Raw genomic sequence first — 24,076 nt, 5'->3', positions numbered from 1 at the left:
TCCATGCGATACATGATCGCCACTGCCGCCCTCCTCGTCGCCACCATCCAGGCGACACCCGCGGCCGCGCAGGTTGATGTAATTCCCCAGCAGACCGCCGCCGTATCCGCCGTCACGCCGCTCCCCGCCGCCCTTGTGCCGGGCGCACCGCCGGCTGAAGACGAGGAAGCAGCGGGCTTTCCAATGCGCCGGATGTTCGTGAGCACCGGGATCGGCACGCTGGCGGGCGCGGGTGCCGGGCTCCTGGTCGGCGCGATCACGACGGATGGATGCCAGCCGGACGAGAGCTGGTGCATCCTGGGCTGGGAAGAAGAGGTTGCCATCCACGGAGTTGTGGGTGCGATGGTCGGCGCGGGCGCCGGCGCCATCTACGGCCTGGTCACCGCCCCAGGCCCTTCGCGCCAGCGGTCCGCGCCGCTCACCGTCGCCCCCGCGGCGGACGGCGGCATGCACGTGGGCCTGACGCTGCGGCACTGATCCGCATCGACCCACCGAGTCGTGACTCGCCGCCCTCCCGCGCTGGGGAGGGCGGTTTTTCATTGGGGTAATTTGGCTGGCCCCGCTCGGGCCACCCCGGGCTAAAGCCCGGGGCTATAAAGGCCATAAGCCCCGCCCTGGGCTCGCGGAACTCGCCCGGCGGGGCTTCACCCGCTCGTATCAGCGCGGGCCTGCGCGCGTGGTGGATGGGCTGCGTCGACAATATCCACAACAGCGGAGACGCACGGCGGGCGTGTGCGACGTTTATACCCTCTCCCGCTTGCGGGAGAGGGTGCGAGCCTGAGCGAGCGGGTGAGGGCCCCAGCGGACGCGCCCCAAACCTTCCCTCACACCCTCACACCCTCACACCCTCACACCCTCACACCATCACACCCGTTCACCCGCTCACCCGTTCACCCCCTCTGGCCGCGAACTTGCCGGGCCCAATCCGCCTCGAAAACGCCGTCCCGCACCCCCTGGCACGCACCCGTGAGCCCGACCTCCGAGGCACGCAACCGCGACCATGACGCGCAGTTCGGCCGCGCCCGCGACGGCGTGGCCGTGCTTTCGCCCGACTGGCGGTTTCTGTACGCAAACGCCTCGCTGCTGGAGATCCTGGACCTGCTGGGCGGACGCCAGGGGGTAGAGACCTTCTGGGACGCCATCCCCGGCTGGGGCCAGGTGCCCGAGGCGGACGAGGTGCGGCGCGCCATGGATACGCGCGTGCCCATCGTTTTCCGCTTTGACCGGCGGCCGGAGGTGCCGCACGTGTGGGAGGTGGCGGCCGAGCCCATGGACAGCGGCGACCTGCGCGTGCGCCTGCGCAACGTGACCGCGCAGGCGGAGCTGGAAGAGCTGGAGCGCCGCGTGCGCGAGGTGCACACCACGCTGGCGGAGCGCGAGCGGCGGCTGGGGGAGATCGTCTCGGGCGCGCCGGTGGCGCTGGCGCTGCTGGACGCGCACACCCTGGTGGTGGTGGAGGCGAACGAGGCGTACGGCCGGCTGCTGGACGAGCCGTGGATCCATCCCGAGGCCATCGTGGGCCGCCCCATCAGCGATTTTCTTCCCGCGTTCGAGGCAAGCGGGGTGGGGCCCATGCTGGCGCGGGTGCGCGACACGGGGCGCGCGTTTGAAAGCGACCAGTTTGAATACCACGGCTTCGACCGCGGCCCCGCCTGGTTTCGTCTGACCATCAAGCCCCTCGCCGGCGGCGACGGCGAGGGCGTGCGCTACCTGCTCATCCTGGCCGTGGAGGTCACCGGCCTGGTCCAGGGGCGCCACCGCGTGGAGGCGGAGCGGCGGGCGCTGTACGACGTGCTGAACACCCTTCCCATCGGCGTGGTGGTGGCCGGGGCGCCGTCCGGCCGCATCACCTACATCAACCCCACCGCCGTGGCCCTGACCGGCCGCACGCCCGACGCGCTCGCCGCCCTGGACGTGCGCGAGTACGCGTCGCGCTGGCAGGTCTTCCGCCCCACCGGCGAGCCCTTTCCGCCGCGCGAGGTACCGCTGGCCCGCGCCCTGGCCGGCGAGGCCACCCGCGAGGTAGAGCTGGTGCTGCGGCTGCCGGACGGCTCCGAGCGCACGGTGCTGGCCTCGGGGGTGCCGCTGCGCGACGCGGCGGGGCGGATGGAGCGCGGGATGGTGGCGTTCTACGACATCACCGACCGGCTTACGCTGGAGCGCGCCCTGATCGACCGCACGCGCGAGGCGGAGCACGCCGCCGCCAACGCCGCCCTGCGCGAGGAGGAAAGCCGGGCGCTGCGCGAGATGGGGCGCGCGCTGGTGTCGTCGCTGGAGCCCGAGGACGTGCTGCGGCTGGCGGGGCAGAACGCCATGGAGCTGCTGGGCGCGCGCGGCAGCTTTTTCGCCGCGCAGGTGCCGGGATCCGGCGAGATCCGCGTTTCGCCCGCGCTGGGGCTGATGGAGCAGATGGAGGGGATCCGCACGCCGCTGCACGGCTCCGCGGCGGAGATCGTGCTGCGCGAGGGGACGCAGCGGTTCAACGCGCTGGAGCTGCTTCCCGCCTCGAGCCCCCTGCTGCCGATGATGCACCGCGTGGGCGCCCGCAACCTGCTGCTGGTGCCCGTGCGCGCGTACGGCGAGGCGCTGGGGGTGCTGGGCGTGGTGGACCGCGGCGGCGGATTTGGGCGGGACGACGCGCGGCTGCTGGAAGCGTTCGCGGACTCCGCGGCCATGGCCGTCCACAACGCGCGCCTGTACGCCGGCGAGCGCGAGCGGGCGGAGGTGAACCGCGCCCTGCTGCGCGCGGCGGAGGTGCTCAGCTCCACGCTGGATCCGGCGGAGGTCATGGAGCGGATGGTCTCGCTGGCCGGCGAGCTGGTGGGCGCGGACGGCGCCGGGCTCACGCTGCTGGTGGGCGAGCGGGGCGAGGAGCTGCGGATCGGGGTGGCGTCCGGGCTGCTGGAGCCGCTGCGGGGGATGGGCGGGCCCTCCGCGGGCAGCCTGACGGACGAGGCCTTCCGCCGTGGCGGGCCCAGCGTTTTTTCCGCCGGGGACGACGCCACGCACCCCACCATGGCCTGGATGCGGCGCACGGGGGTGGAGCACTACGCCGTCTATCCGCTGCGCGCGGGGGATGAGCGGCTGGGGATGCTGGGACTGGTGCGCGGCCCGCACAGCCCGCCGTTTACCCGCGAGGAACTGTCCACGCTGGAGCTGCTGGGCGGGCAGGCCGCGGTGGCCGTGCGCAACGCGCGGTTGTACGAGCGGGCGCAGGCGGCCAGCCGGGCCAAGAGCGACTTTCTGGCGATCATGAGCCACGAGCTGCGCACCCCGCTCAACGGGCTGGCCGGCTTCAGCAGCCTGCTGGAGGAAGGGATCTACGGCGAGATCAACCCCAAGCAGCGGGAGGCGCTGGGGCGGATGCGCGGCGCCCGCGAGCACCTGGTGGCGCTGATCGACCAGGTGCTGGACGTGGCGCGGGTCGAGGCTGGGACCAAGCGCGCCCGGCCGGAGCCCGTCGCGCTCGCCACCCTGGTGCGCGACGTGTGCGAGTCGCTGCGCGGCGCGGCCGAGGCGCGCGGCCTGCCGCTGGAGGTGCGGACGCCCGCGGAGCTGCGCGTGCAGACGGACCCCGGCATGGTGCGGCAGATCCTGACCAACCTGATCGGCAACGCCGTCAAGTTCAGCGAGGGCGGCGGGATCACCGTGCACCTGCACCGCTCCGAGGCCGACGTGTGCCTGGACGTGGCCGACAACGGCCCCGGCATTCCGGCGGAGCTGCACGATCGCGTCTTCGAGCCCTTCTTTCAGGTGGATCCCTCCACCACGCGCCGCGAGGGAGGCGTGGGGCTGGGGCTGGCGCTGAGCCGCGAGTTCGCGCACCTGCTGGGCGGCGGCCTCACCCTGCGCAGCGCCCCGGGCGAAGGAAGCACCTTCACCCTGCGCCTTCCCGCGGAGGCGGACACGGAGCCGAGTTGACAGCGCCGCCCGTGCGGCGGATACTCCGCGTCGGTCCAGCGTCCTCGCCCGCTCCACGATTCCAGTTCATCCCCATGAAGCCCACCATCCGCTCGCCGCTCGTACGCTTCTACCTGTGGCTGGGGCGGCGGTGGATGACGTTTGTCCGCGTGCTGGACGGCGCGCATTCGGGGGTGTGGCTGGGGGTGCTGTCGCGCGCGCAGCTGGAGGCGGTGGACGAGCTGCACTACCACGGCAGCGCCACCTACAACGGCGACGCGCACAACCTGCGCGGGCTGATGGACTGGGAAGAAACCGCCATCAGCGGGTACTTCGAAAACCGTACGCGGCTGCTGGTGCTGGCGGCGGGGGGCGGGCGCGAGGTGCTGGCGCTGGAGCGCCGCGGCTTTCAGGTGGACGGCTTCGAGTGCAATCCCACCCTGGTGGAGTTCGCCGGCGGGTTCCTGCCGCGCCAGGGGGTCACCGGCACCGTCCGCCTGCTCCCGCGCGACACCACGCCGCCGGCCGCGGGCTACGACGGCGTGATCATGGGATGGGGCTCGTACATGCTCATCGCGGGGCGGGCGCGGCGCATCGAGATGCTGCGCCGCCTGCGCGCGATGATCCCCGACGGCGCGCCGCTGCTCCTTTCCTTTTTCACCAAGCCCGACCAGCTCACCCGGCTCAGGATGGAGTATCGGGTAGCGAAGGGGATCCGCCGCATGCTGCGGCGCGAGCCGCCGGAGCTGGGTGACGACCTGATCCCCGTGTACGTCCACCGCTTTCACGAGGCGGAGATCGAGGCCGAGATGCGCGAAGCCGGCTTTCGCCTGGCGTGCTACGAGCCCGAAGGCCGCCGCGCCCACGACGCCGGCTGGGCGGTCGGCATCGCCGAGCCCGTGCCCGGAAGCTGAGGTCGGCGGAATACCGGCTCCACGCCGCGGGTACGGCTGCACACCGGCTGTTCGCGGCCATCGCCCGTCATCTACAACAATCCAGAGCCCCGCCCGGCCTTGTGCCGGGCGGGGCTTCAAGCTGTTGGGCCGCAACGCGTTGGGATGCACTGCGCATTTTCGCCGCTCTCCGGTACGTCATCAGGACGACTGGAGGTGCTTGCGGGGAGGAGGAGGAGCCTGTATGATGTTGAGAATCGTTCTCATCTACACACCTGCTGATCCTGCTCGCTCATGCGACTGACTGTACTTCTCGGCGCCGGATGCCTTCTCTACGGCGGCACGCAGGCCGCGGCCCAGGCGCCGCGCTCCGTGCTGCTCTCCGCCCTGGCGCCCGTCCCGGGCGACACCACGTCCTCCATCCGCTTCAACATTCCGGCGCAGCCGCTGGCCGACGCGCTGCGGGCGTTCAGCCGGCAGGCGGCGGTGCGCGTGCAGCTGGACGTGAGCGCCGCGGCGGGCGTGCAGTCGCAGGCGGTGTCCGGCGCGCTTACGGCGCCCGAGGCGCTGCGGCAGCTGCTGGCCGGCACCGGGCTGGCCGCGCAGTTCGCGGACGGCGAGACGGCGATGGTGGCGCGCGGCGGATCCGGCGTCAGCGGCGCCTACACGCTCACGCCGCTCACCGTGGTGGGCTCGCGCAGCGTGGGGTACGCCACCCGCCGCACCACCACCGCGACCAAGACGGACACGCCGCTGCGCGACACGCCGCAGTCGGTGAGCGTGGTCACGGGCGAGCTGATCGCCGACCAGAGCATGCAGTCCATGGCCGACGTGGTGCGCTACGTTCCCGGCGTGAGCATGGGGCAGGGCGAGGGGCACCGCGACGCGCCCACCATCCGCGGCACCAGCTCCACCGCCGACTTCTTTGTGGACGGCGTGCGCGACGACGCGCAGTACCTGCGCGACCTGTACAACGCGGAGCGGGTGGAAGCCCTGAAGGGCGCCAACGCCATGATCTTTGGCCGTGGCGGCGGCGGCGGCGTCATCAACCGCGTGACCCGCGAGGCCCAGTGGGCGCCCACGCGCGCCTTTACGCTGGAGACGGGATCGTACGAGCACCGCCGCGGCACCATCGACGTGGGGCAGGGGCTGGGGCCCAACGTGGCGGCGCGCTTCAACGGCGTGTTCGAGGATTCGCACGGCTTCCGCGACGAGTTCGGCCTGCGCCGCTTCGGGCTTAACCCCACGCTGGCGGTGGCGCTGGGCTCGCGCACCACGGTGCGCGCGGGCTACGAGTACTTCAGCGACGATCGCACGGTCGACCGCGGCATCCCTTCGTTCCAGGGCCGTCCGTCCGGCGCCGACATCGAAACCTTCTTCGGCAACCCGGACCTGAGCTACTCCGAGTTCCAGACGCAGTCGGCGAATGCGTTTGTCGAACACGGCATCGGCGGGCTGACCATCCGCAACCGGAGCCGCTGGGCCAGCTACGACAAGTTCTACCAGAACAGCTTTCCCGGCGCGGTGAACGCGGACGGCTCCACGGTCACGCTGAGCGCCTACAGCAACGCCACGGACCGCACCAACCTGTTCAACCAGACGGACCTTACCTGGGGGCTGCGCACGGCCGGCGTGGGGCACACGCTGCTGGCGGGCGTGGAGATCGGCCGGCAGGAGACGGAGAACTTCCGCGAGACGGGCTACTACAACGACGCCACCACCTCGGTGCAGGCGCCGTTCGGCAGCCCCACCGTCAACACGCCGATCACCTTCCGGCAGAGCGCCACGGACGCCGACAACCAGGCCACGGCCACGGTGGCGGGCGTGTACCTGCAGGACCAGCTGGAGCTTTCGCGCTACCTGCAGGCCATCGTGGGGCTGCGCTTTGACCGCTTTGACGTGGACTTCCACAACAACCGCAACGACGAGTCGCTGGACCGCAGCGACGACCTGCTTTCGCCGCGCGCGGGGCTCGTCATCAAGCCCGCCGAGCCGGTGTCGCTGTACGGCAGCTACACCGTGTCGTACCTGCCCAGCTCGGGCGACCAGTTCAGCTCGCTGAACGCGACCACGGAGACGCTGGAGCCGGAGCAGTTCACCAACTACGAGGTGGGCGCCAAGTGGGACGTGCTTCCCAACCTGTCGCTTACGTCCGCCATCTTTCAGCTGGACCGCACCAACACCTCGGCGCCGGATCCGAACGATCCCACGCGCACGGTGCAGACGGGCGAGGCGCGCACCACCGGGTGGGAGCTGGGGGCGCAGGGCAGCATCGCGGACTTCTGGCAGGTGACCGCCGGGTTCTCGCAGCAGCGCGCCAGGATCGTCGAGCAGACCAGCGCCGCGCCGGCGGGTGCGCAGGTGCCGCTGGTGCCGCGCCGCACGGTGTCCGTGTGGAACCGCTGGCAGGTGCTGCCGCAGGTGGGCGTTGGCGTGGGCGTGCTGCACCAGAGCAAGATGTTCGCGGCCATCGACAACACGGTCACGCTCCCCGGCTTTACGCGGGTGGACGGCGCGGTGTTCGTGCGCATCACGCCGCTGCTGGGCGCGCAGGTGAACGTGGAGAACCTGTTCGACGAGACGTACTATCCCACGTCGCACGGCAACAACAACATCCTCCCCGGTGCCCCGCGCACCGTGCGCATCTCCCTGACCACGCGCGGCAGGTGAACGAGTGACGGGTTGGTGGATGGATGACGGTTGATGGACGACGACGGCCCTCCCCGCGCGGGGAGGGCCGTTGTTCGTTTGGGGCGGGGTGCCTATATGGATGATGGATGGATTGATGGCGCCGGATGGGACGCGGTCGGGGATCGGGCGCCCCCTTCGGCCACGCCGGGTTGGGTCACCCGCCCACCTCACCCCGGGGCGGGTAAACCCGCGGCTCGAACGGCCATAAGCCCCGTCTTTGCTCGTTCCTCGCAAAACGGGGCTTCACCTGCTCGTTGCGTCGGCGCCTGCCCGCGTGGCGATTCCAAACCGAAGCCGTTCGTTCGCATGGATGCCGAACCAACATCCAACCTCCCCCGGCAGTTTCGGGGGAGGTGGGCGAGTGGTGCTCGCCCGGAGGGGGCCTGCGCGGATCCAGCGGAAACACACCGCGGATGTTCGCGACGAGTATCCCACTTCCGCACTCTCGCACTTTCCTCCCTCCCGCATCACCTTTGCAGAGGCTACCTTCCCGCGCGGCAAAGGGAGGGTGATTGATCGCGATGATGTGGATGGCGGTGGTGCTGCAGGCGGGAGGTCCGCCCGCGCCGCCGCACGTGCCGGAGATCTTGATCGAGCGGCGGCTGGCGGAGGAGGTTCCGCTGGCCGTGGGCGACACCGTGCGCGCGCGGGCCCTGGCGGGCACGGGCGAGGCGCGGCCGTTCGTGGTGGCCGGCGTGTTCGAGCGGGAGGCGGACCCCAACCGCATCGCCCGCAACGACTACGAGGTGCGGTTGCACCTGCCGGACCTGGAGGCCATGCTCCCCACACGCGACCGCGTGGACCGCTTCGCCATCGTGCTGGCGCCGGGCGCGGACGCGGATTCCGCGGCGCGCTGGATCGAATCCGTGGCGTTCGGCACGCGGGCCTACGGCAGCGCGGCGCTGGCGGAGCGCACCAGCGCCACTTTCGCGGTGGTCTCGCGCTTTCACGACGCCATCGGCATCGTCACCATCCTGGCGAGCGCCATCTTCCTTCTCTGCGTGATGGTGATCCGCGTGGACGAGCGCAAGCGGGACATGGGCGTGCTGCGGCTCATCGGCGTCAGCCGCTCCACGGTGTTCCGCGCCATCGTGCTGGAGGCCATCGGCATCGCGGTGGTGGGCTCGGCGGCGGGGGCGGGGCTGGGGATTCTGGTGGCGAAGATCGTCAACGCCCACTACGCCAACGTCTACGACAGCACGCTCAAGTTCGCCCTGGTCACGCCGCGCATCGTCTTCCTCGCCGCGGTCCTGGGGCTGGCGCTGGGCGCGGTGGCTGGCGGATTGGCGGCGTGGCGCGTCGTCCGCGTGGCGCCGCAGAAGCTGGGCGAACGGTGATCGTCTCCGCCTTTCTGCGCTCGCTCTTTCGCCGCGGGGGACGGACGGCGCTGGCGCTGTCTGGCATCGCCGTGTCCGCGGCGCTGCTGCTGGACATGACGATGCTGGCCAGCGGGCTGACGGGCTCGTTCGGCGAGCTGCTGGGGGTAAGCGGGTACGCGCTGCGCGTCACGCCGCGCGGCAGCCTGCCGTTCGACAGCGAGGCGGGAATCGCGGACGGCGGCGCGGTGGGGCGGCGGATCGCGGCGGTGCCGGGGGTGCGCGCCGTGGCGCCGGTGCTGGGCGCGCAGTTCTACCTGGCCCGCGGCGACAGCGCCGGTGAGCCGCTGTTCACCTCCGGCATCGACCCTCGGTCGCAGTTCCTCTACCGCATGGTGGACGGCCGCCAGCCCGGCGCGGGAGAGGTGGCCGTGAGCGAGCCGCTGGCGCGCGACCAGGGGCTGGCAGTGGGCGATACGATCCGGCTGGCGGCGGACCTGGACGTGTCGCTGGGCCGCGCGCGGCAAACGACGGCGTACCGCGTGAGCGGCGTGGCCGATTTTCTGTACGACTACGAGGACCAGCGCTCCATCGCCATGCCCATCGGCGAGGTGCAGCGCCTTACCGGCCGCCCCGGCGAGGTCTCGCTGTTTGGCGTGGCCACGGACGAGGGGGTGGATGACGATGCGCTGGCCGACCGCATTACCGCCGCGGTGCCGGAAGTGTCGACGTACTCCACGCGCGAGCTGATGGCGGAGATGGACCGCCGCCTGCTTTATTTCCAGCAACTCGCGACCATCCTGGGGAGCATTGCGCTGGTGGTGACGGCGCTGCTGGTCTCCACCATCATCACCATTGGCGTGCGTGAGCGGTTCGGCGAGATCGCGACGCTGCGGGCGATCGGGGTGAGCCGCGGACGGGTGCTGCTGGCGATCGTGGTGGAGGGGCTGGTGCTGGCAGGAATCGGATGCTTGCTGGGGCTGCCGCTGGGGTTGTGGATGGCGGGGCGGCTGGACCGCATCCTCCTGGGTTTTCCCGGCATCCCGGCAAAGATGACCTTCTTTGCCTGGGAGCCCGGCCGCGTGCTCCTGGCCACCGGCATCGTCATCCTCGTCGGCGCGCTGGCCGGCCTGCTGCCTGGATGGAACGCGACGCGCACGCCGCTGGGCCGGGCATTGCGCGAAGAGGCGGAGTGAAGGGCGGGGGCTCGGGGCAACACGGGCGGCCGGGCTAGATCTCACCCGGGCGAAAGCCACGTCGGGTCGAAGCCACCCGGGTTAGGGCCATCCCGGCCACGGAGGGTTGTAAGCCGGGATGGTGTGGCGCCGCTCACCGGCACCCCGGGTTGAAACCCCGGGGCTATAGTGGCCATAAGCCCTGTCTCGCGCCGAGGCGCGACACGAACAGGGCTTCACCTGCTCGATTCAGCAGGGGCCTGCGCAGCGGGATGAGCCAGCGCGTGGGAAGAACCCCGCAACAGCGGAAACGCGCCGGACGCATTTGTGACGTTTATACCCTCTCCCGATGTTGGGAGAGGGTGCGAGCCTAAGCGAGCGGGTGAGGGCCCCCGCGGACGCAGCGAGCATCCAGATCAGCATCTGACAGCCCGACACTTTCGCACTTTCGCACTTTCGCACTTTCGTACTTTCGTACTTTCGTACTTTCGTACTCACGTACTCACGCACTTCCGTTGAACATCATCCACGCCCGCGGGCTCATCAAGGAATTTCCCTACCAGGGCGACGCCGTGCACGCGCTGCGCGGCGTCGACCTCGCCGTGGGGCGCGGGGAGCACGTGGCGGTGGTGGGGCCGTCGGGGTGCGGTAAATCCACGCTACTGAACGTCCTCGCCGGCATCGAGCCGCCGACGAGCGGCACGGTCGAACTGCTCGGCGAGCCGGTCTATGCGCTGGACGAGGCTCGGCGTTCGGCGCTACGGCTGCGCAGGGTGGGGTTCATCTTCCAGCGCTTTCACCTCCTGGCAGTCCTCACCGCGGCGGAAAACGTGGAGCTGCCGATGGCGGAGGCCGGCGTGCCGAAAGCGGAGCGGCGGCAGCGCGCGCGGGAGCTGCTGGAGTACGTGGGGCTGGGGCACCGCATCACGCACCGCCCGCCGCACCTGTCCGGGGGCGAGCAGCAGCGCGTCGCCATTGCCCGGGCGCTGGCCAACAAGCCCGAGATCGTCTTTGCCGACGAGCCCACGGGCGAGCTGGACCGGCGCACGGGGCACGAGATCATCGACCTGTTCGAGCGGTTGAACGCGGACGGCACCACACTGGTCATCGTCACCCACGACCCGCACGTGGCCGAGCGCGCCCGGCGGCAGGTGGAGATGGCGGACGGCCTGGTGGTTCGCGACGCCGGCGCGGCGGCGGACGCCGCACCTCCTCCTCCACAATCCCCATGACGTTCTATACCCGCATCCCCTGGCGCGCCGCCGCGGCCGCGCTCGCTCTCTCGCTGTTCACGCCGGCGCCCGCCGCGGCACAGCCGTCGAGCATCGACACCCGGCCGTTCCACGAGCGCGAGGTAGTGCTGGACGGCTTTCCCTGGGAGTGGGACGCCACGCCCTCCGCCGCCCTGGCCAGGCGGGGCGGCGGACATCACCACCACGGCGGCGTTCCGCGCGAGCCCGAACCCCCGCCACCCTGGCCGATGCCCAACAGCGTGCGCGTGCGGCACGACGCGGACGCCGTGTACCTGCTGCTGCGACTGGAGCACGAGGTTTCGCTGCAGAGCATGCCGGGGACGCTGGTGCTGCTGATGGATGCGGACGGCGATCCCGCGTCCGGGTGGGCGGCGCACGGAATGCCCGGCGTGGACGCGGCGCTGGAGTTTTCGCCCGTGTGGCCGGACGGCGCGCGCGCCGGGGCCGGGCTGCGCATCCGGGCGCCGGGGCAGGACAGCACGAGCCTCGTCCCCGCGAACGAGGCCGGGCTGATCGTGGCGCCGTCGCACGCGTCCACGTTCTTCGAGATGCGCATCCGCCGCGGCGGTCCCGTACCCTTCGGCGCGCGGATGACGGCGCGGCTGCTGTCGCTGGATGCAAACGGCGCGGTGGCGGATTCGCTCCCCGCCTTCACGGTACAGCTGGCCGATCCCGCACCGCGCCCCGTGACGCGCGGCGCGGGCGAAGCGGACCCGCTGGCGCGGCACCCGGCGGTGGAGTTCCGCGTGGTGTCGTGGAACGTGGGGCGTGAGACGATGTTCCAGCAGCCGGAGGCGTACGGCGCCATCCTGCGCCCCCTTGCCCCCGACGTGCTGCTGCTGGACGAGGTGGCCGGCGGCCATTCCGCGGAAGAGGTGGAGGCGCTGCTGAACCGCATCCTTCCCGGCGACGTGCCCTGGCGCGCCCTCTATGGCACCTCCGGCGGCACGCAGCGCGGGGTAATCGCCGCCCGGGGCACCCTGCCCGTGGTCGCGGCGCCCTTCGCGACGACGGTGCCGTACCCGGATTCCGTCCTGGCCCTGCTTCCGGCGGACGCCTCGCCTCGCGCGCGGGAGGCGATGGAGCGGCGGATGGCGGATGGCGTGCCGGTGCTGGGCGCCATCGTCCAGATCGCGGGGAAGCGGCTGCTGGCGGTAACCGTGGACCTGGAGTGCTGCGGCGGCGCCGGCACGCCGTCGGACCGGCTGCGGCGGATTGAGGCACTGGCCGTTCGCCAGGCGACGGAGGCCGCGCTGCGGGCCGGCGGCGTGGACGGCCTGCTGATCACGGGCGACCTGAACCTGGTGGGGAGCGAGGAGCCGCGCACCGTCCTGATGCGCGAGATGGACGTGGACGACCGCTGGCTGTGGGCGGCGCAGCCCAGGCGGCTGGACGGCGTGTCGGAGGCCACCTGGGAGTGGGCGGGCGACCGGTTCACTCCCAGCCGGCTGGACTACGTGCTGTACAGCCAGGCCACGCTGGGGTGGGTGGGCGGATTCGTCTTTCGCTCCGCCGACCTGTCGGCGCGGTGGCAGGCGGCGCACGGGGTGGCGGACGATACGTCGCGCGCCACGGACCACCTTCCCGTGGTCAGCGACTTTCGCTGGGGACCGGGGAGCTGATGATCGTCCGCCTTGCCCTCGCGGAGCTGCGCAACCGGCCGGCGCGCGCACTGTTCCTGCTGGCCGGCTACGCGCTGGGCGTGGCGGTGATGGTCGTCCTCCTCGCCGTGGGCGAGGCCATGCTGGAGCAGGCGCGCGACCGCGAGCTGGTGGGCGGCGGCGACGTGGTGGTGGTCCCCGCCGGCATCAGCGCCGAGATGCTGAAGGCGGGCGGCGTGTCATCCCTGTTTCTGGGCATCGATCACGCGCGCTTTCTGCAGCGCAACCTGCTGGAGTCGCCGCGCGGCCGCCGCGAGCACGGCATCCGGTCTTCGAGCCCCATCCTGGACGGCAAGCCGCTGGAACTGTTCGCCGGCGGCCGGCGGCTGAGCGTCATCGCCACGGGCGAGATCCCGTCGCGGTCACAGGCGGCTGGCGCATCGCCCAACCTGCTGTCGGGGCGGTGGATGGATTCGGACGCGGACCGCCAGTGGACGGCGCCGCCGCAGTCCGCGCTGCTTCGGGAGATCGACCGCTTTCACGTTCCTCCCGTGCGCGACAGCACCTGGGCGGAATGGCACTACTTCAACGTGGTGCTGGACGAGGGGCGGTGGGTGTACGCCACGCTGATGGTGGCGGGCGAAGTGGGCGTCCCCGGCCGCTGGGGCGGACGCATTCTGCTTACCGTGCGCGAGGCCGACGGCACGCACCGCTCGCTCACGCGCGATCTGCCCGGCGAGCAGGCGCGCTTCGACACCGCGTCGCCGGACCTGCGCTTTGGCGAGCGGGCGCACGTGCGGCTGGAGGGGGATGCGTATCGCGTGGCGGCCGACGCGGGGGGCGTGCGGGTGGACCTGCGCGTGCAGCCCGCGCCGCGCCGCTACTTTCCGCCCACCGACCTGGGCGGCTCGGAGCTGGTGTCCGGCTACGTGACCCCCGCGCTGTACGCCCGCGCCGACGGCACCGTCTGCCTTCCCGCGTGCGAGCCCGTACGCGGCGCGCAGGCGTACCACGACCACAACTGGGGCGTGTGGCGCGACGTCTCGTGGGAGTGGGGCTCCGCGTCGGACGAGCGCCTGTCGCTTCTCTATGGCGTGGTCCGCGGCGGAGAGGCCGCGGCGGAGGGATTGTTCGCGTACCTGGTGGACGAGGACGGTGTGCGCGGCGTGTATCGCCCCGGCGCCATCCAGTTCCTGGAGATGCAGACGGCACCCGCCGCCGGCCGGCAGATCCGCGTCCCCCGCCGCTTTGCCTTCCAGGACCCGCGCCAGGGGCTGCGCGTCACCGTCGACGTGGCCGCCGTGCACGTGACGGACATGAACCGCCCCACCCGCCGCTGGTTCGTGCAGATGCGCGGCGTCGCGACGATCCAGGAGCGCGGCCGCACCGTCGGCAGGCTGCGCGGCTTCTTTGAGACGTACGTGGACGAGTGATACCGGAAAGAATCGCCTTCAACCAACTTGCAAAAAGCTGGATAAGGGCCGACCGCTGTCATTCTGAGCGTCAGGGTCAGAGCGTGTTGAGAAACCTCAGTTGTTCGCCCAGACGCACACTGTCATCCTGAGGGAGCGCAGCCCCGAACCGTCGTGTTCACAAGAACTTGCGCGCGACCGAAGGATCTTTGTCGGGTCGCGACGGGGCCAGCCCTGGGGAGCCGTTCAAGGCTCCTGGTTCTGCAGGCAAGGTCCTTCGGTCAGCGCCAAAGCGTTGTGGATCAGCAGATTCCGGAGCGGCGCCTCCCTCAGGATGACTGGGAGGGTTGAGGCTTGTCAACATCCTCTGAGTGAGGCGCCGCACCGAACCGTCGTCTCGCACCGGAACATGTGCGCCAACCGAAGAATCTCTATCGAAAACGGGCGGGGCCTCGCGCCAAAACCAGAGTAGCCGACGGAATCGTGCGCCCATCTGGCAGATTCTTCGGTCGGCGCACCGTGCTCTCGTGCATCTGGACAGTATGTAGGGTGCGCCTCCCTCAGAATGACACCGGCGGCTGAAAGTAAGAGGACGTGGATGAGAGCTCTCATCCACGTCCTCTTGTCGTTCATCCGCGGCAGATCACCAGCCTCAGCCGTCGTCGCCGCGGATCAGGGATTCACGATGACGGTGAGCCGGGCGGACGTGCCGGAAACCCCGTTCTTGTCCGTGACCCGCAGATACGGGCGGTAGGTTCCGGCACCGCGGTACATGTGCTGCGTCGCGGGCACGGCGCCCTGCGCGTTCACGAAGCCTTCCGTGTAGGTGCCGTCGCCCCAGGTAAAGCGGTACTTCCACGGGCCGTCCGAGGCGCCCCCGTCGGTAAAGGTGCCCTGCATGGTAAAGGTGCCGCGCCGGGGGATGGTGGTCGCCGAGCCCGCGCTTGCCCTGGCCACCGGCGCCGCATTCTGTACCGCCACGCTGCGCGTGTACACCGTGGACGCGCCGTCCTTGTCGAGCAGCTTCACCCGTATCGTCAGCGTGTCGTCGTCGGGCCAGGCGGGGCACGTGGTGTTCAGCGCGGTCGAGGCCGTGCCGAAGGTGCCCGTGCCGCAGTCAAACGACACCTGAATGCCGGCGCGCAGGTCCGCGGCCCCGTCCACCAGGGCAGAGATGCTCGCCGGGAAGGTGGCGCCCTCCGACACGGCGGCGGGCGCGGCGAACACGGCCCGGGGCGCCACGTTCACCACGGTGATGGTGTCCGTCACCGTGTCGCGCGCGCCGGAGGGATCGCTGACGATCACCTCCAGCGGGTACGATCCGTTGTCGCCGTAGCGGCGGCGGACGGTGGAGCTGCCGGTGGTCGCCGGATCGTTGTGCGTGGCCCCGTTGCCGAACGTCCACGCGTAGCGCAGCGGATCGCCCTCGGGGTCCTGTCCGATGGCGGTGAGGGCGATGGAATCCGTCTCCTCCAGCGAGCGAGCGCCGGGGGCCAGGGTCACCGTGGGTCCCGAGTTGTACTCCGACAGCCGCCAGCGCACCAGGCGGCCGGTGCTGGCCGAGTCCACCGCGTTACCCGCCACCTGGCCGTTGCGGTTGACGGCGTACGCCGACGCGCTGGATCCGCTCAGCCCCTGCAGCCGCCGCATGCCGCTGCGCGGCGTCCACGCCCACGCACGGTAGCCCTCGTTGGTGACGGCCAGCCCCACCACCATGCCGCTCTGGCTGATGCTCAGGGCATTCGCCGCGATGCCGCCGCCGTTTCCGAGGTCCATGAACCCCGTCTGCGGGGACCAGAAGAACGCGCGCTGCTGCCCCGACGCGTCGTGCCAGCTGCCGACGATCTCGCCGCGCAGGTTCACGTCCTGGGCAAAGCTGCGGGGTCCGGGAACGGGGAGCAACTCGATCTGCCCCGCCGCCGTCCAGCGCACCGCGCGCTCGGGGTTGCCCGCGTTTGGCCCGGTGCTGAAGCCCACAACCACGCCGGAATCGTTCACCGCGTTCGCCGACGCCATGGCGCCCAGCGTCGGCAGCTCACGCGCTCCGCCCTCCGCGGTCCAGGCGAACGCCCGGCTCCAGTCTCCCGTACTACGCGTTCTCGTGCCCACCACCATTCCGTGGCGGTTGATGTCATTGGCGCGCGACGGGATGGTCACCCCTGGCTGCAGGTCCTGCGGCGCCGCCGAGGACGAGCTCCACAGCACCGCCCGCGGCGTGCCGTCGCCCGCCTCCGACGTGCCCACGATCTGCCCCGCGTCGCCAATGGCGTACGCCACCGTCTGCGGCGACGAGGAATACGCCAGGTCCTGCAGCGTGTCACGCCCGGCGGCGGGGGTCCACACGATGGCGGCGTTTCCGCCGTCCACCGGCACGTAGCCCACCACGGCCCCGCTTGCGTTGATTCCCAGCAGCTGCCCGCCCGGGCCCAGGTCTTCGATCGGTCCCACCAGGGTGGATGCGAGCGGCGGCGCGTCACCGGGCGTGACGGGCGCGGAAATGCTGTCCGCGCAGGCGGCGGACATCACGGAAACGGCCGCGATTGCCGCGGCGCGAAGCAGGCTCTGATTCGGCATGTGATGGTGGAGCGGAAGGGTGCGACAAGACGGACCGGCATCGGGAAGAGTCGTGGAAAATAACTCATATCCTGAGTTGCTACAAGTACTTATACCAGATTCCGCTGCTCATTGTGCATCCGATCCCGGATCATGGAAAAGACTCGTCTCACACGGGGTCAACGGAGTCAACGGTTTTTGATCTTCACCGTTGACCCCGTGTGTGATGTCCGGTTCAGGAGATGTAATCGGTATTCACTCGGATTCGCCCAATGCACAACGAACCGTGAGCACCGCTATTACCTCCCCTTGCGCCGCCACTCCCGTCTACGGAATCGCCCCGGCTTCTCGAGCAGAAGCCGGGGCGATTCACGTGAGCGGGAGCAGGCTATTCCCTATTCCCTGTTCCCTATTCCCTCGCCCCTAGCTCCTCGCCTTCTCCGCCGCGATCCAGCGCTCGATGTTCTCGCGCAGAAAGGGCAGCGGCACCGAGCCGTTCTCCAGCACCCGGTCGTGAAAGGCGCGGATGTCGAAGCGGCTGCCCAGCTCGCGCTCCGCCATCTCGCGCAGGCGGCGGATCTCCAGGTTGCCCAGCATGTACGCGGTCGCCTGACCCGGCCAGCCGATGTAGCGGTCCACCTCGTTCTCCACCGCCTGCCGGTTTTCGGCGGTGTGCGCCAGCATGTACTCAATGGCCTGCTCGCGCGACCAGCCCAGCACGTGCAGCCCCGGATCAACCACCATGCGGGCCGCGCGCAGCGCCTCGTTGCTCAGCAGCCCCATGCGGTCCATGTCCGACGAGAACAGCCCCATCTCGTCCGCCAGGCGCTCCGAGTACAGCCCCCACCCCTCGCTGTAGCCCGAGTTGCCCATGAAGCGCGTGATGATGTGCGCACCCTGCCGCTCCTGCGCCAGCGCCAGCTGCAGGTGGTGCCCCGGAATGCTTTCGTGGAACGCGGTGGACTCCACGCCCACTTTGGTCTGCTCTTCGGGCTTGTAGGTGTTGATGCGGTACTTGCCGGGGCGGGTGCCGTCTTCGGACGGCGTCTCGTAGGCGCCGCCGGGTGCCGACTTTTCCTCGAACTCCGGGTAGGGCTCGATCACCACGTCGCTCTTGGGCAGCCGGCCGAACCACCGGGGCATGGCCGCGCGCCCGCGCTCGATGGCCGCCTGCGCGTACGCCACGATCTCCTCGCGCGTACGGAACAGGTACTTCGGATCCGTCCGGAAGCTCTCCAGCAGCGCCGGCACGTCGGTGGTGTTGAAGCTGCGCTGCGCGATGGTGCGCATCTCCGCCTGGATCTTGTCCATCTCACGCAGGCCGATCTGGTGGATCTCCTGCGCCGGCACGTCCAGCGTGGTGAACGAGCGCACGGCCGCTCGGTAGCAGTCCTGCCCGGCCGGGTTGCCCACGATCCCCACCGCCTCGCGCGAGGCCGGCAGGTACTCGTTCACCAGAAAGTCGCGGTAGCGGCGCATGGCGGGGTAGATCTCGTTCGTCATCACCGCCTCGAACTCGCGCCGGAACGCGGGGGTGCTGTCGCGCTGCATGGGCCCGGCGAACGGCGACTCCGCCGGCGGCATGGCCACCAGCTCTTCCATCTGCTGAATCACCCGCTGCACGTTCACCCGCGGCGCCGTGTAGCCCAGGCGCAGGCCCTCGCGCAGGTTCACGGTCTCGGTGTCGATCACCTTTGCCAGGCCGCGCCAGCGCGTGAGCGTTTGCGCGCGCAGCTCGTCGGTGCCCACGGGCTGCACCGCGGCCAGGCGCGGCAGGCTCACCTGCCAGCCGAACATCTGGTTCACGCCGGCCCACAGCTCGTTGCGGCACACGCGCCCCTGCGCGCCGCTCTGCGCGGCCTCGCGCAGAAAGCCCAGCGTCACGTACTCCGGCCGGCCCACCAGCGGCTCGGGGTCAATGGCCAGCACGCGCGCGGCAAAGTCGTCGTCCAGGACCTGGTAGCGGGCCATGGCCTCGAGCGAGTTGTCGCTCAGGCCCTCGTGGCGCATGCCGGGAAGGCCGATGTAGGTGGCCAGCTCGGGCGAGCGGACGAGCGCCGTCTGCATCACCTCGTCGGCCAGGGCGGTCACCTGGCGGGCCAGCGAGTCGGCGCGCGCGTCCTGCGCGTGCGCGGGCGCCGCGAAAGCCGTCAGCACCATCGTTCCGGCAAACAGCCGGCGTTGGGTCGCGTTCATGGGATCGGATCGGGTTTGGGAAGACACGGCGGCCCTCAGCGTAAAGGCCGCGCGGGGGTGCGTACGCCTCAAGCGGGCGCCGGGATTCAGGAATCGAAGATGGATTGCGATCGGCGAGAGGTATCGGACCGCTTCGGAAGCTGCGCGCAGGCCCCCACCGGGCTCGTAAACCTCGCCTACCCCTCGAAACCGCCGGGGGAGGTTGGAACGTTGATGTTGCCGATGGGACAGAGGCTCGGCGACAGGCATCGAACTGCGTCCGCCAGGGTGTGCCCCTCCCCCGGCCCCTCCCCGTTCGTTCCTCACGGAGAGGGGAGAACGTCGATCCCGCTTCGACAAGGTGCGTCGCACCTCCCTCCCCCGCGCCGTTTGCGGGGGAGGGCCGGGGAGGGGGCGGCCCACCATCTCGCGCCATCCTCTCCGAACCGCCGCGATCCCTGCCCACACCCAACCTCCCCCGGCAGTTTCGGGGGAGGTGGGCCGGTGGTGCCGGCCCGGAGGGGGCCTTCTCGAAGCCAACCGAAGCGCTTCGCGGCTTGTGCCGTTTATCCCCTCTCCCACGCGGTTTGTGGGAGAGGGCAGGCGAGGAACGAGCCGGGTGAGGGCCTACCCTACCGTCTCGTATGCGTCGTCCGCGGCGGGGACGGGGGTGTCGGAAAGGCGGAACGCGGCGCGCAGGGCGGCAAAGGCCTGCTCGGCGGCTTCGTCGCCGCGGGCGTGGACGTCGGCCAGCGGCTGGCCGGGCTCCACGCGGTCGCCGATGCGCGCGCGCAGCACGATGCCCACGGCGGGGTCCACCGCGTCCGCCTTGGTCTTGCGCCCGGCGCCCAGCTCCAGCGCCGCGTCGCCGATGCCGCGCGCGTCCGCCGCCTTCACCCAGCGCGGCCCGTCCGCATCCACCGTGAGCGGGCGGACCACGGGCGCGGCGGGAAGCAGCTCCGGCGCGCGCACCACCCGCGGATCGCCGTGCTGCGCCTCGATCAAGCGCTCCAGCATCTCCGCGCCCGCCCCGCTGTCGCGCAGCCGGACGAGCATCGCACGGCCTTCCGCCGCGTCTGGAGCCAGGCCCGACATCTCCAGCAGGTGCGATCCCAGCTCCAGCGTGAGCGCCCACAGGTCCGCGGGCCCGCTTCCGGTGAGCGTGTCGATGGCCTCGCGCACCTCCAGCGCGTTGCCCACCGCCGCGCCCAGCGGCTGCCGCATCCCGCTGAGCACCGCGCGCGTCCCCCGCCCCGCCCCCGCGCCGATGCGCACCAGCACCGCCGCCAGCTCGCGCGCCTCGTCCAGCGTCTGCATGAAGGCGCCGGATCCCCACTTTACGTCCAGCACGATGCTGCGCGCGCCGGCCGCCAGCTTTTTGGACATGATGCTGGCCGCGATGAGGGGGATGCTGTCCACCGTCCCCGTCACGTCGCGCAGGGCGTACGTCATCTTGTCCGCGGGCACCAGCTCCGGGCTCTGCCCCACCAGCGCGCAGCCGATGCGGCGCACCTGTGCCCGCATCTCCTCCAGCGGCAGCTCGCACACGAAGCCGGGGATGGACTCCAGCTTGTCCAGCGTGCCGCCGGTGTGTCCCAGCCCGCGCCCCGACATCTTGACGAACGCCGCGCCCGCGGCGGCCATCAGCGGCACCAGGACGATGGCGGTCGTGTCGCCCACGCCGCCGGCGCGGTGCTTGTCCACCGTGGGCCGGTCCAGGCCGGGCCACGCCAGCGTGGCGCCGCTCTCCACCATCGCCTCGGTAAGCGCCAGCGTCTCCGCGTCCGTCATCCCCCGCAGGCACACGGCCATCAGCCACGCGGCCATCTGGTAGTCGGGCACCTCCCTGGCCACAAAGCCGCCCAGCAGCCCGCGCAGCTCGTCGGCCGCGAGCGCCTCGCCGCGCTTTTTCCGCTCGATCAGCGGCACCGCGCTGATCATCGAACCCCCTGCCCGGCCACCAGCGCCGCCGGCCCAAAGGCGCCGGGGAGCAGCGCGGCCACGGAAGTCACCTCGTAGCCGTCCGCGTTGTCGGAGGGGATGACGAGCGGCATATCCGGCCCAAACTCGTACAGCACCTGCCGGCAGGCGCCACACGGGGCGGTGGGCACGGCGTCCCGCGGCCCGGTGACGGCGATGGCGGCGAACTCGCGCGCCCCCTCGCTGACCGCCTTGCCGATGGCCACACGCTCGGCGCAGTTGGCCAGGCCGTACGACGCGTTTTCCACGTTGCAGCCGGTGAACACGCGCCCGTCCGCCGCCAGCAGCGCGGCGCCTACCTGAAAGCGGCTGTAGGGCGCGTAGGCGTTCGCGCGGACCTCGCGGGCGCGGGCCAGCAGGTCGCGCGCAACGGCGGGGTCGATAGATGATGGGGACGCGCTCAAGGCACTCTTCGCTTGCTGGTGAACCGGGGAATGACCCGCAATATACACTCGCCGAACGCAAACGCACGCAAGCGGCCGGGATACGGATGCACGGACGGATCAGGACAGGGGCGTGCGTCCGCCGGGTTCCCCTTCGGGCCCATCCCGCGTGACGCATTCCACTCCGGCGCACTCCGAAGCACATCCATTCTCCTGCTTCCCGCCCTGGTCAGAATACTGATGTTTCGGGACGATACATAGTGCCTGTCGATTGTCTGCTCACCGTCCACACGATGGAGGAACGATGCCCAAGCTCAAGCTGTGCGTGGAGAACCTGAAGGTCGAGGCGTTCGAGGTCGGCACCGGCACGTCTCATGGGGTGCAGGCCATCTCCCTTACGCACTGTACTTCGCTGAACCCGGGCGAGTACTGCCTTCCCCAGCCGGCGAGCCGCACCTGCGGCTGCTGAGAATCAGGCTTCTCGCGCTTTGAACGCGCGCGGTGCCTGAGGTAGTGCCGATGGTGATGGGAAAGGCCGAACGCTGACGAGCGGGGGCGAGGGATCCGGCACGATCCTCGCCCCCGCTCGTGCGCGATCACTCCCTTCCACGCCGTGCATTCCGAGCCATGAAGCCCGACGACGACAACGGCCGCCTGCCCACCGACCAGCGCCCGTTCCGCGTGCTGGTGATCAGTGGATCCCAGCGGCGTCAGTACAACTGCCCGGGCGTGGACAGCAAGAGCCGCATGCTCATGCTGCGGATGGCCGACCGGCTTCCGGCGGAGTGGGAGATCGACGTGGAAGACCTGGGCAACGTGTACGCCCGCGCCCGCATCCAGAGCTGCAACGCCTGCGTCAGCACCTCCATGGCGCTCTGCTGCTGGCCGTGCAACTGCTACACGAAAGGCGACGACGCCGAGCCGGACCTGATGTGGGACCTGGACCTGTACGCGCGCCTTGACCTGGCCGACGCATGGGCCGTCATCGGGCCGGTGAACTGGTACGGTCCCAGCAGCAACCTCAAGCTGATGTTCGACCGGCTGGTGTGCGCCAACGGCGGCAACCCGGATGAGGCGCTCATCGGCCACAAGGACCCCGAGATGGCGATGCGGCTGGAGCACTCGCCCGAGTGGAGCGATCTTTCCATGAACCACCTGGAGGGCCGCACCGCCGCCTTCTTCTGCTACGGCGACGCCGGCGCCAACGAGGTGGATGACGACGGGCGCCCGAAGAAGCTGCGCCACAAGGCGTGGTTCCCGGTGGACGAGGAACCGTTCCAGGAAGACCGCAACGCCTACGCGCCGCTGGTGTGGCAGTGCCGGTACAGCGGCGTAGAGGTGCCCGACGCGCTGTGGACGTACGCGGAAAGCGGCGCCGGCATCCCCTACGCCGACAACCAGGCCGAGGACATGGTGCGCGAGCGCGACGTGATGGCCGCGTTCGACGCGTGGACAGACACCTTTGCGCAGCACGTGCAGGCCAAGGGAAAGGTGCCGCCGGGGCGCTGGCGGGCGTACGGCTACACGCCGCCGCCGCACAAGATGGCGGACGTTCGCCTCAAGTGGCGCGACACGCGGATGCGGCTGGGGATGCCGCCCCAGGGCTCGTCGCCGGACGTGCAGCAGAGGCTGGGGTTGAACCGCGACGCCACGCTGCATCCGGGCCGTAGCGAAGCGACACGGAACACCGGGTGACCCGCGCCGGTAGAAGGCGCCCGGCAACGGAGAGGGAAGGCGGCGCAGGCCCGGCCGCGAGTGCTTGCTCCTTGCCGGGTTTGCTGCTACTCTGGTGGCAGCAAACGCCTTCCGTCGCCGCCGCTTCCGCTGCAACGGCCCATGTCCGGGTTCCCCGCCCGGATCCATCTCCCCTTGAAACGCACGACCTGGAGCCGTCCAATGAAGCTTCCGTACATCGCGCTCGCCGCCATCGCCGCCGCGCTGCTTTCCACCCCCGCGCAGGCGCAGCCGGGGATCGTGACCACGCAGCTGGACTCGGCCGTGGTGCTGATGGGCGGCAACAACTTTGTCCCCGCCGACGAAGCCGTGCTGGGCACGCTGGGCGAAGGCGAGGACGAAGAGTTCGAGCTGGACCTGGAAGCCGGCAACCAGTACTTCGTGGTGGGCGTGTGTGACGGTGGTTGCTCCGACATGGACCTGGTGCTCACCAACAGCAGCGGCCAGGAGGTCGAGGCCGACCGCGAGATGGACGACGTTCCCATGCTGGCCATCGAGGGACAGAGCGGCAGCTTCGTGCTCTCGGTGCAGATGGCGACCTGCTCCTCCGATGAGTGCCACTACGGCGTGCGCGTCTTCCGCAGCCGGTAGTTGCCCGGACCGGCGGATGAACGACGAAGCGCCCGGCCAGCCGCCGGGCGCTTCTTCGTTTTCATCTCGATCCGCAAAAAGAACGAGGCCTCATCCTCATACGTGATCCGCAACTACACTCCGGAATCCCCAACTGCAGGTTCTCACGCAGAGGGAGCAGAGGAAGCAGAGGTTTCTACAGCAGTTCTCTGCTTCCTCCGCTTCCTCTGCGTGCCCAATGTTTTTGCGGATCCGGTATCCACGCAGGGTCAGCAGGGTCAACAGAGTGGCTTATATTCTACCATCTCCCGGATTTCGATGTGCAGTGAGGGGAACGATTTTCACGCGGAGGCGCGGAGAAAACAGAAGAGGCGCGGAGGGAACGCCCAAAACGCCTCCGCGCCTCATCCGTTCCTCCGCGCCTCCGCGTGATGCTTTTC

General features: G+C 70.4%; 16 protein-coding genes. 12 read left to right on the top strand and 4 right to left on the bottom strand.

Going from position 1 to position 24,076, the window contains the following annotated elements; translation table 11 throughout:
* Positions 1 to 3: 3 nt before the first annotated feature.
* The 9 genes from ACOJUJ_RS18665 to ACOJUJ_RS18625 all read left to right on the top strand — a co-directional run bounded on the left by ACOJUJ_RS18665 (position 4) and on the right by ACOJUJ_RS18625 (position 14,262).
* Entirely contained in the window at positions 4 to 477 is a 474-nt protein-coding gene (locus ACOJUJ_RS18665) for a hypothetical protein (protein ID WP_420128406.1), read from the top strand.
* A 489-nt stretch (positions 478 to 966) separates the two neighbouring features.
* On the top strand, positions 967 to 3,921 hold the full coding sequence (locus tag ACOJUJ_RS18660) for an ATP-binding protein (RefSeq protein ID WP_420128405.1): 2,955 nt from the start codon (positions 967 to 969) through the stop codon (positions 3,919 to 3,921).
* Positions 3,922 to 3,995: 74 nt separating this feature from the next.
* The gene (locus ACOJUJ_RS18655) at positions 3,996 to 4,814 is read left to right on the top strand and encodes an SAM-dependent methyltransferase (protein ID WP_420128404.1); all 819 of its coding nucleotides are present in this window, start codon (positions 3,996 to 3,998) and stop codon (positions 4,812 to 4,814) included.
* Positions 4,815 to 5,087: 273 nt separating this feature from the next.
* Entirely contained in the window at positions 5,088 to 7,463 is a 2,376-nt protein-coding gene (locus ACOJUJ_RS18650) for a TonB-dependent siderophore receptor (protein WP_420128403.1), read from the top strand.
* Positions 7,464 to 8,005: 542 nt separating this feature from the next.
* The gene (locus tag ACOJUJ_RS18645) at positions 8,006 to 8,821 is read left to right on the top strand and encodes an ABC transporter permease (protein WP_420128416.1); all 816 of its coding nucleotides are present in this window, start codon (positions 8,006 to 8,008) and stop codon (positions 8,819 to 8,821) included.
* Complete coding sequence (locus tag ACOJUJ_RS18640) at positions 8,818 to 9,996, top strand: ABC transporter permease (RefSeq protein WP_420128402.1); 1,179 nt, start codon at positions 8,818 to 8,820, stop codon at positions 9,994 to 9,996. The genes ACOJUJ_RS18645 and ACOJUJ_RS18640 overlap by 4 nt, the downstream gene beginning before the upstream one ends.
* Before the next feature lie 494 nt (positions 9,997 to 10,490).
* Positions 10,491 to 11,207, top strand: coding sequence for an ABC transporter ATP-binding protein (locus ACOJUJ_RS18635; protein ID WP_420128401.1), 717 nt, complete (start codon positions 10,491 to 10,493; stop codon positions 11,205 to 11,207).
* Entirely contained in the window at positions 11,204 to 12,850 is a 1,647-nt protein-coding gene (locus ACOJUJ_RS18630; RefSeq protein WP_420128400.1) for an endonuclease/exonuclease/phosphatase family protein, read from the top strand. The genes ACOJUJ_RS18635 and ACOJUJ_RS18630 overlap by 4 nt, the downstream gene beginning before the upstream one ends.
* Complete coding sequence (locus ACOJUJ_RS18625) at positions 12,850 to 14,262, top strand: hypothetical protein (RefSeq protein ID WP_420128399.1); 1,413 nt, start codon at positions 12,850 to 12,852, stop codon at positions 14,260 to 14,262. Before ACOJUJ_RS18630 ends, ACOJUJ_RS18625 begins: the two co-directional genes overlap by 1 nt.
* Before the next feature lie 651 nt (positions 14,263 to 14,913).
* On the opposite strand, the gene ACOJUJ_RS18620 is transcribed toward ACOJUJ_RS18625, so the two are convergent.
* From ACOJUJ_RS18620 to ACOJUJ_RS18605, 4 genes are all read right to left on the bottom strand, one after another.
* Positions 14,914 to 16,815: a PKD domain-containing protein gene (locus ACOJUJ_RS18620; protein ID WP_420128398.1), complete on the bottom strand. Its 1,902-nt coding sequence runs from the start codon at positions 16,813 to 16,815 to the stop codon at positions 14,914 to 14,916.
* 402 nt (positions 16,816 to 17,217) lie between these two features.
* Positions 17,218 to 18,990, bottom strand: coding sequence for a DUF885 domain-containing protein (locus tag ACOJUJ_RS18615; protein WP_420128397.1), 1,773 nt, complete (start codon positions 18,988 to 18,990; stop codon positions 17,218 to 17,220).
* 606 nt (positions 18,991 to 19,596) lie between these two features.
* A complete protein-coding gene (locus ACOJUJ_RS18610) occupies positions 19,597 to 20,910 on the bottom strand; it encodes a thymidine phosphorylase (RefSeq protein WP_420128396.1) in 1,314 nt (437 codons plus the stop codon).
* The gene (locus ACOJUJ_RS18605; protein ID WP_420128395.1) at positions 20,907 to 21,353 is read right to left on the bottom strand and encodes a cytidine deaminase; all 447 of its coding nucleotides are present in this window, start codon (positions 21,351 to 21,353) and stop codon (positions 20,907 to 20,909) included. The genes ACOJUJ_RS18610 and ACOJUJ_RS18605 overlap by 4 nt, the downstream gene beginning before the upstream one ends.
* A 283-nt stretch (positions 21,354 to 21,636) precedes the next feature.
* Between ACOJUJ_RS18605 and ACOJUJ_RS18600 the strand changes: the two genes are divergently transcribed.
* From ACOJUJ_RS18600 to ACOJUJ_RS18590, 3 genes are all read left to right on the top strand, one after another.
* Complete coding sequence (locus ACOJUJ_RS18600; RefSeq protein WP_420128394.1) at positions 21,637 to 21,801, top strand: hypothetical protein; 165 nt, start codon at positions 21,637 to 21,639, stop codon at positions 21,799 to 21,801.
* 158 nt (positions 21,802 to 21,959) lie between these two features.
* On the top strand, positions 21,960 to 23,027 hold the full coding sequence (locus tag ACOJUJ_RS18595) for an NAD(P)H-dependent oxidoreductase (protein ID WP_420128393.1): 1,068 nt from the start codon (positions 21,960 to 21,962) through the stop codon (positions 23,025 to 23,027).
* 201 nt (positions 23,028 to 23,228) lie between these two features.
* Complete coding sequence (locus tag ACOJUJ_RS18590; RefSeq protein ID WP_420128392.1) at positions 23,229 to 23,657, top strand: hypothetical protein; 429 nt, start codon at positions 23,229 to 23,231, stop codon at positions 23,655 to 23,657.
* Positions 23,658 to 24,076: the final 419 nt, after the last annotated feature.

Source organism: Longimicrobium sp., from assembly GCF_048594345.1.
Classification (GTDB): Bacteria; Gemmatimonadota; Gemmatimonadetes; order Longimicrobiales; family Longimicrobiaceae; genus Longimicrobium.
The sequence above is the reverse complement of the archived record's forward strand: the minus strand, read 5'-3'. Positions and strand labels throughout refer to the sequence as shown.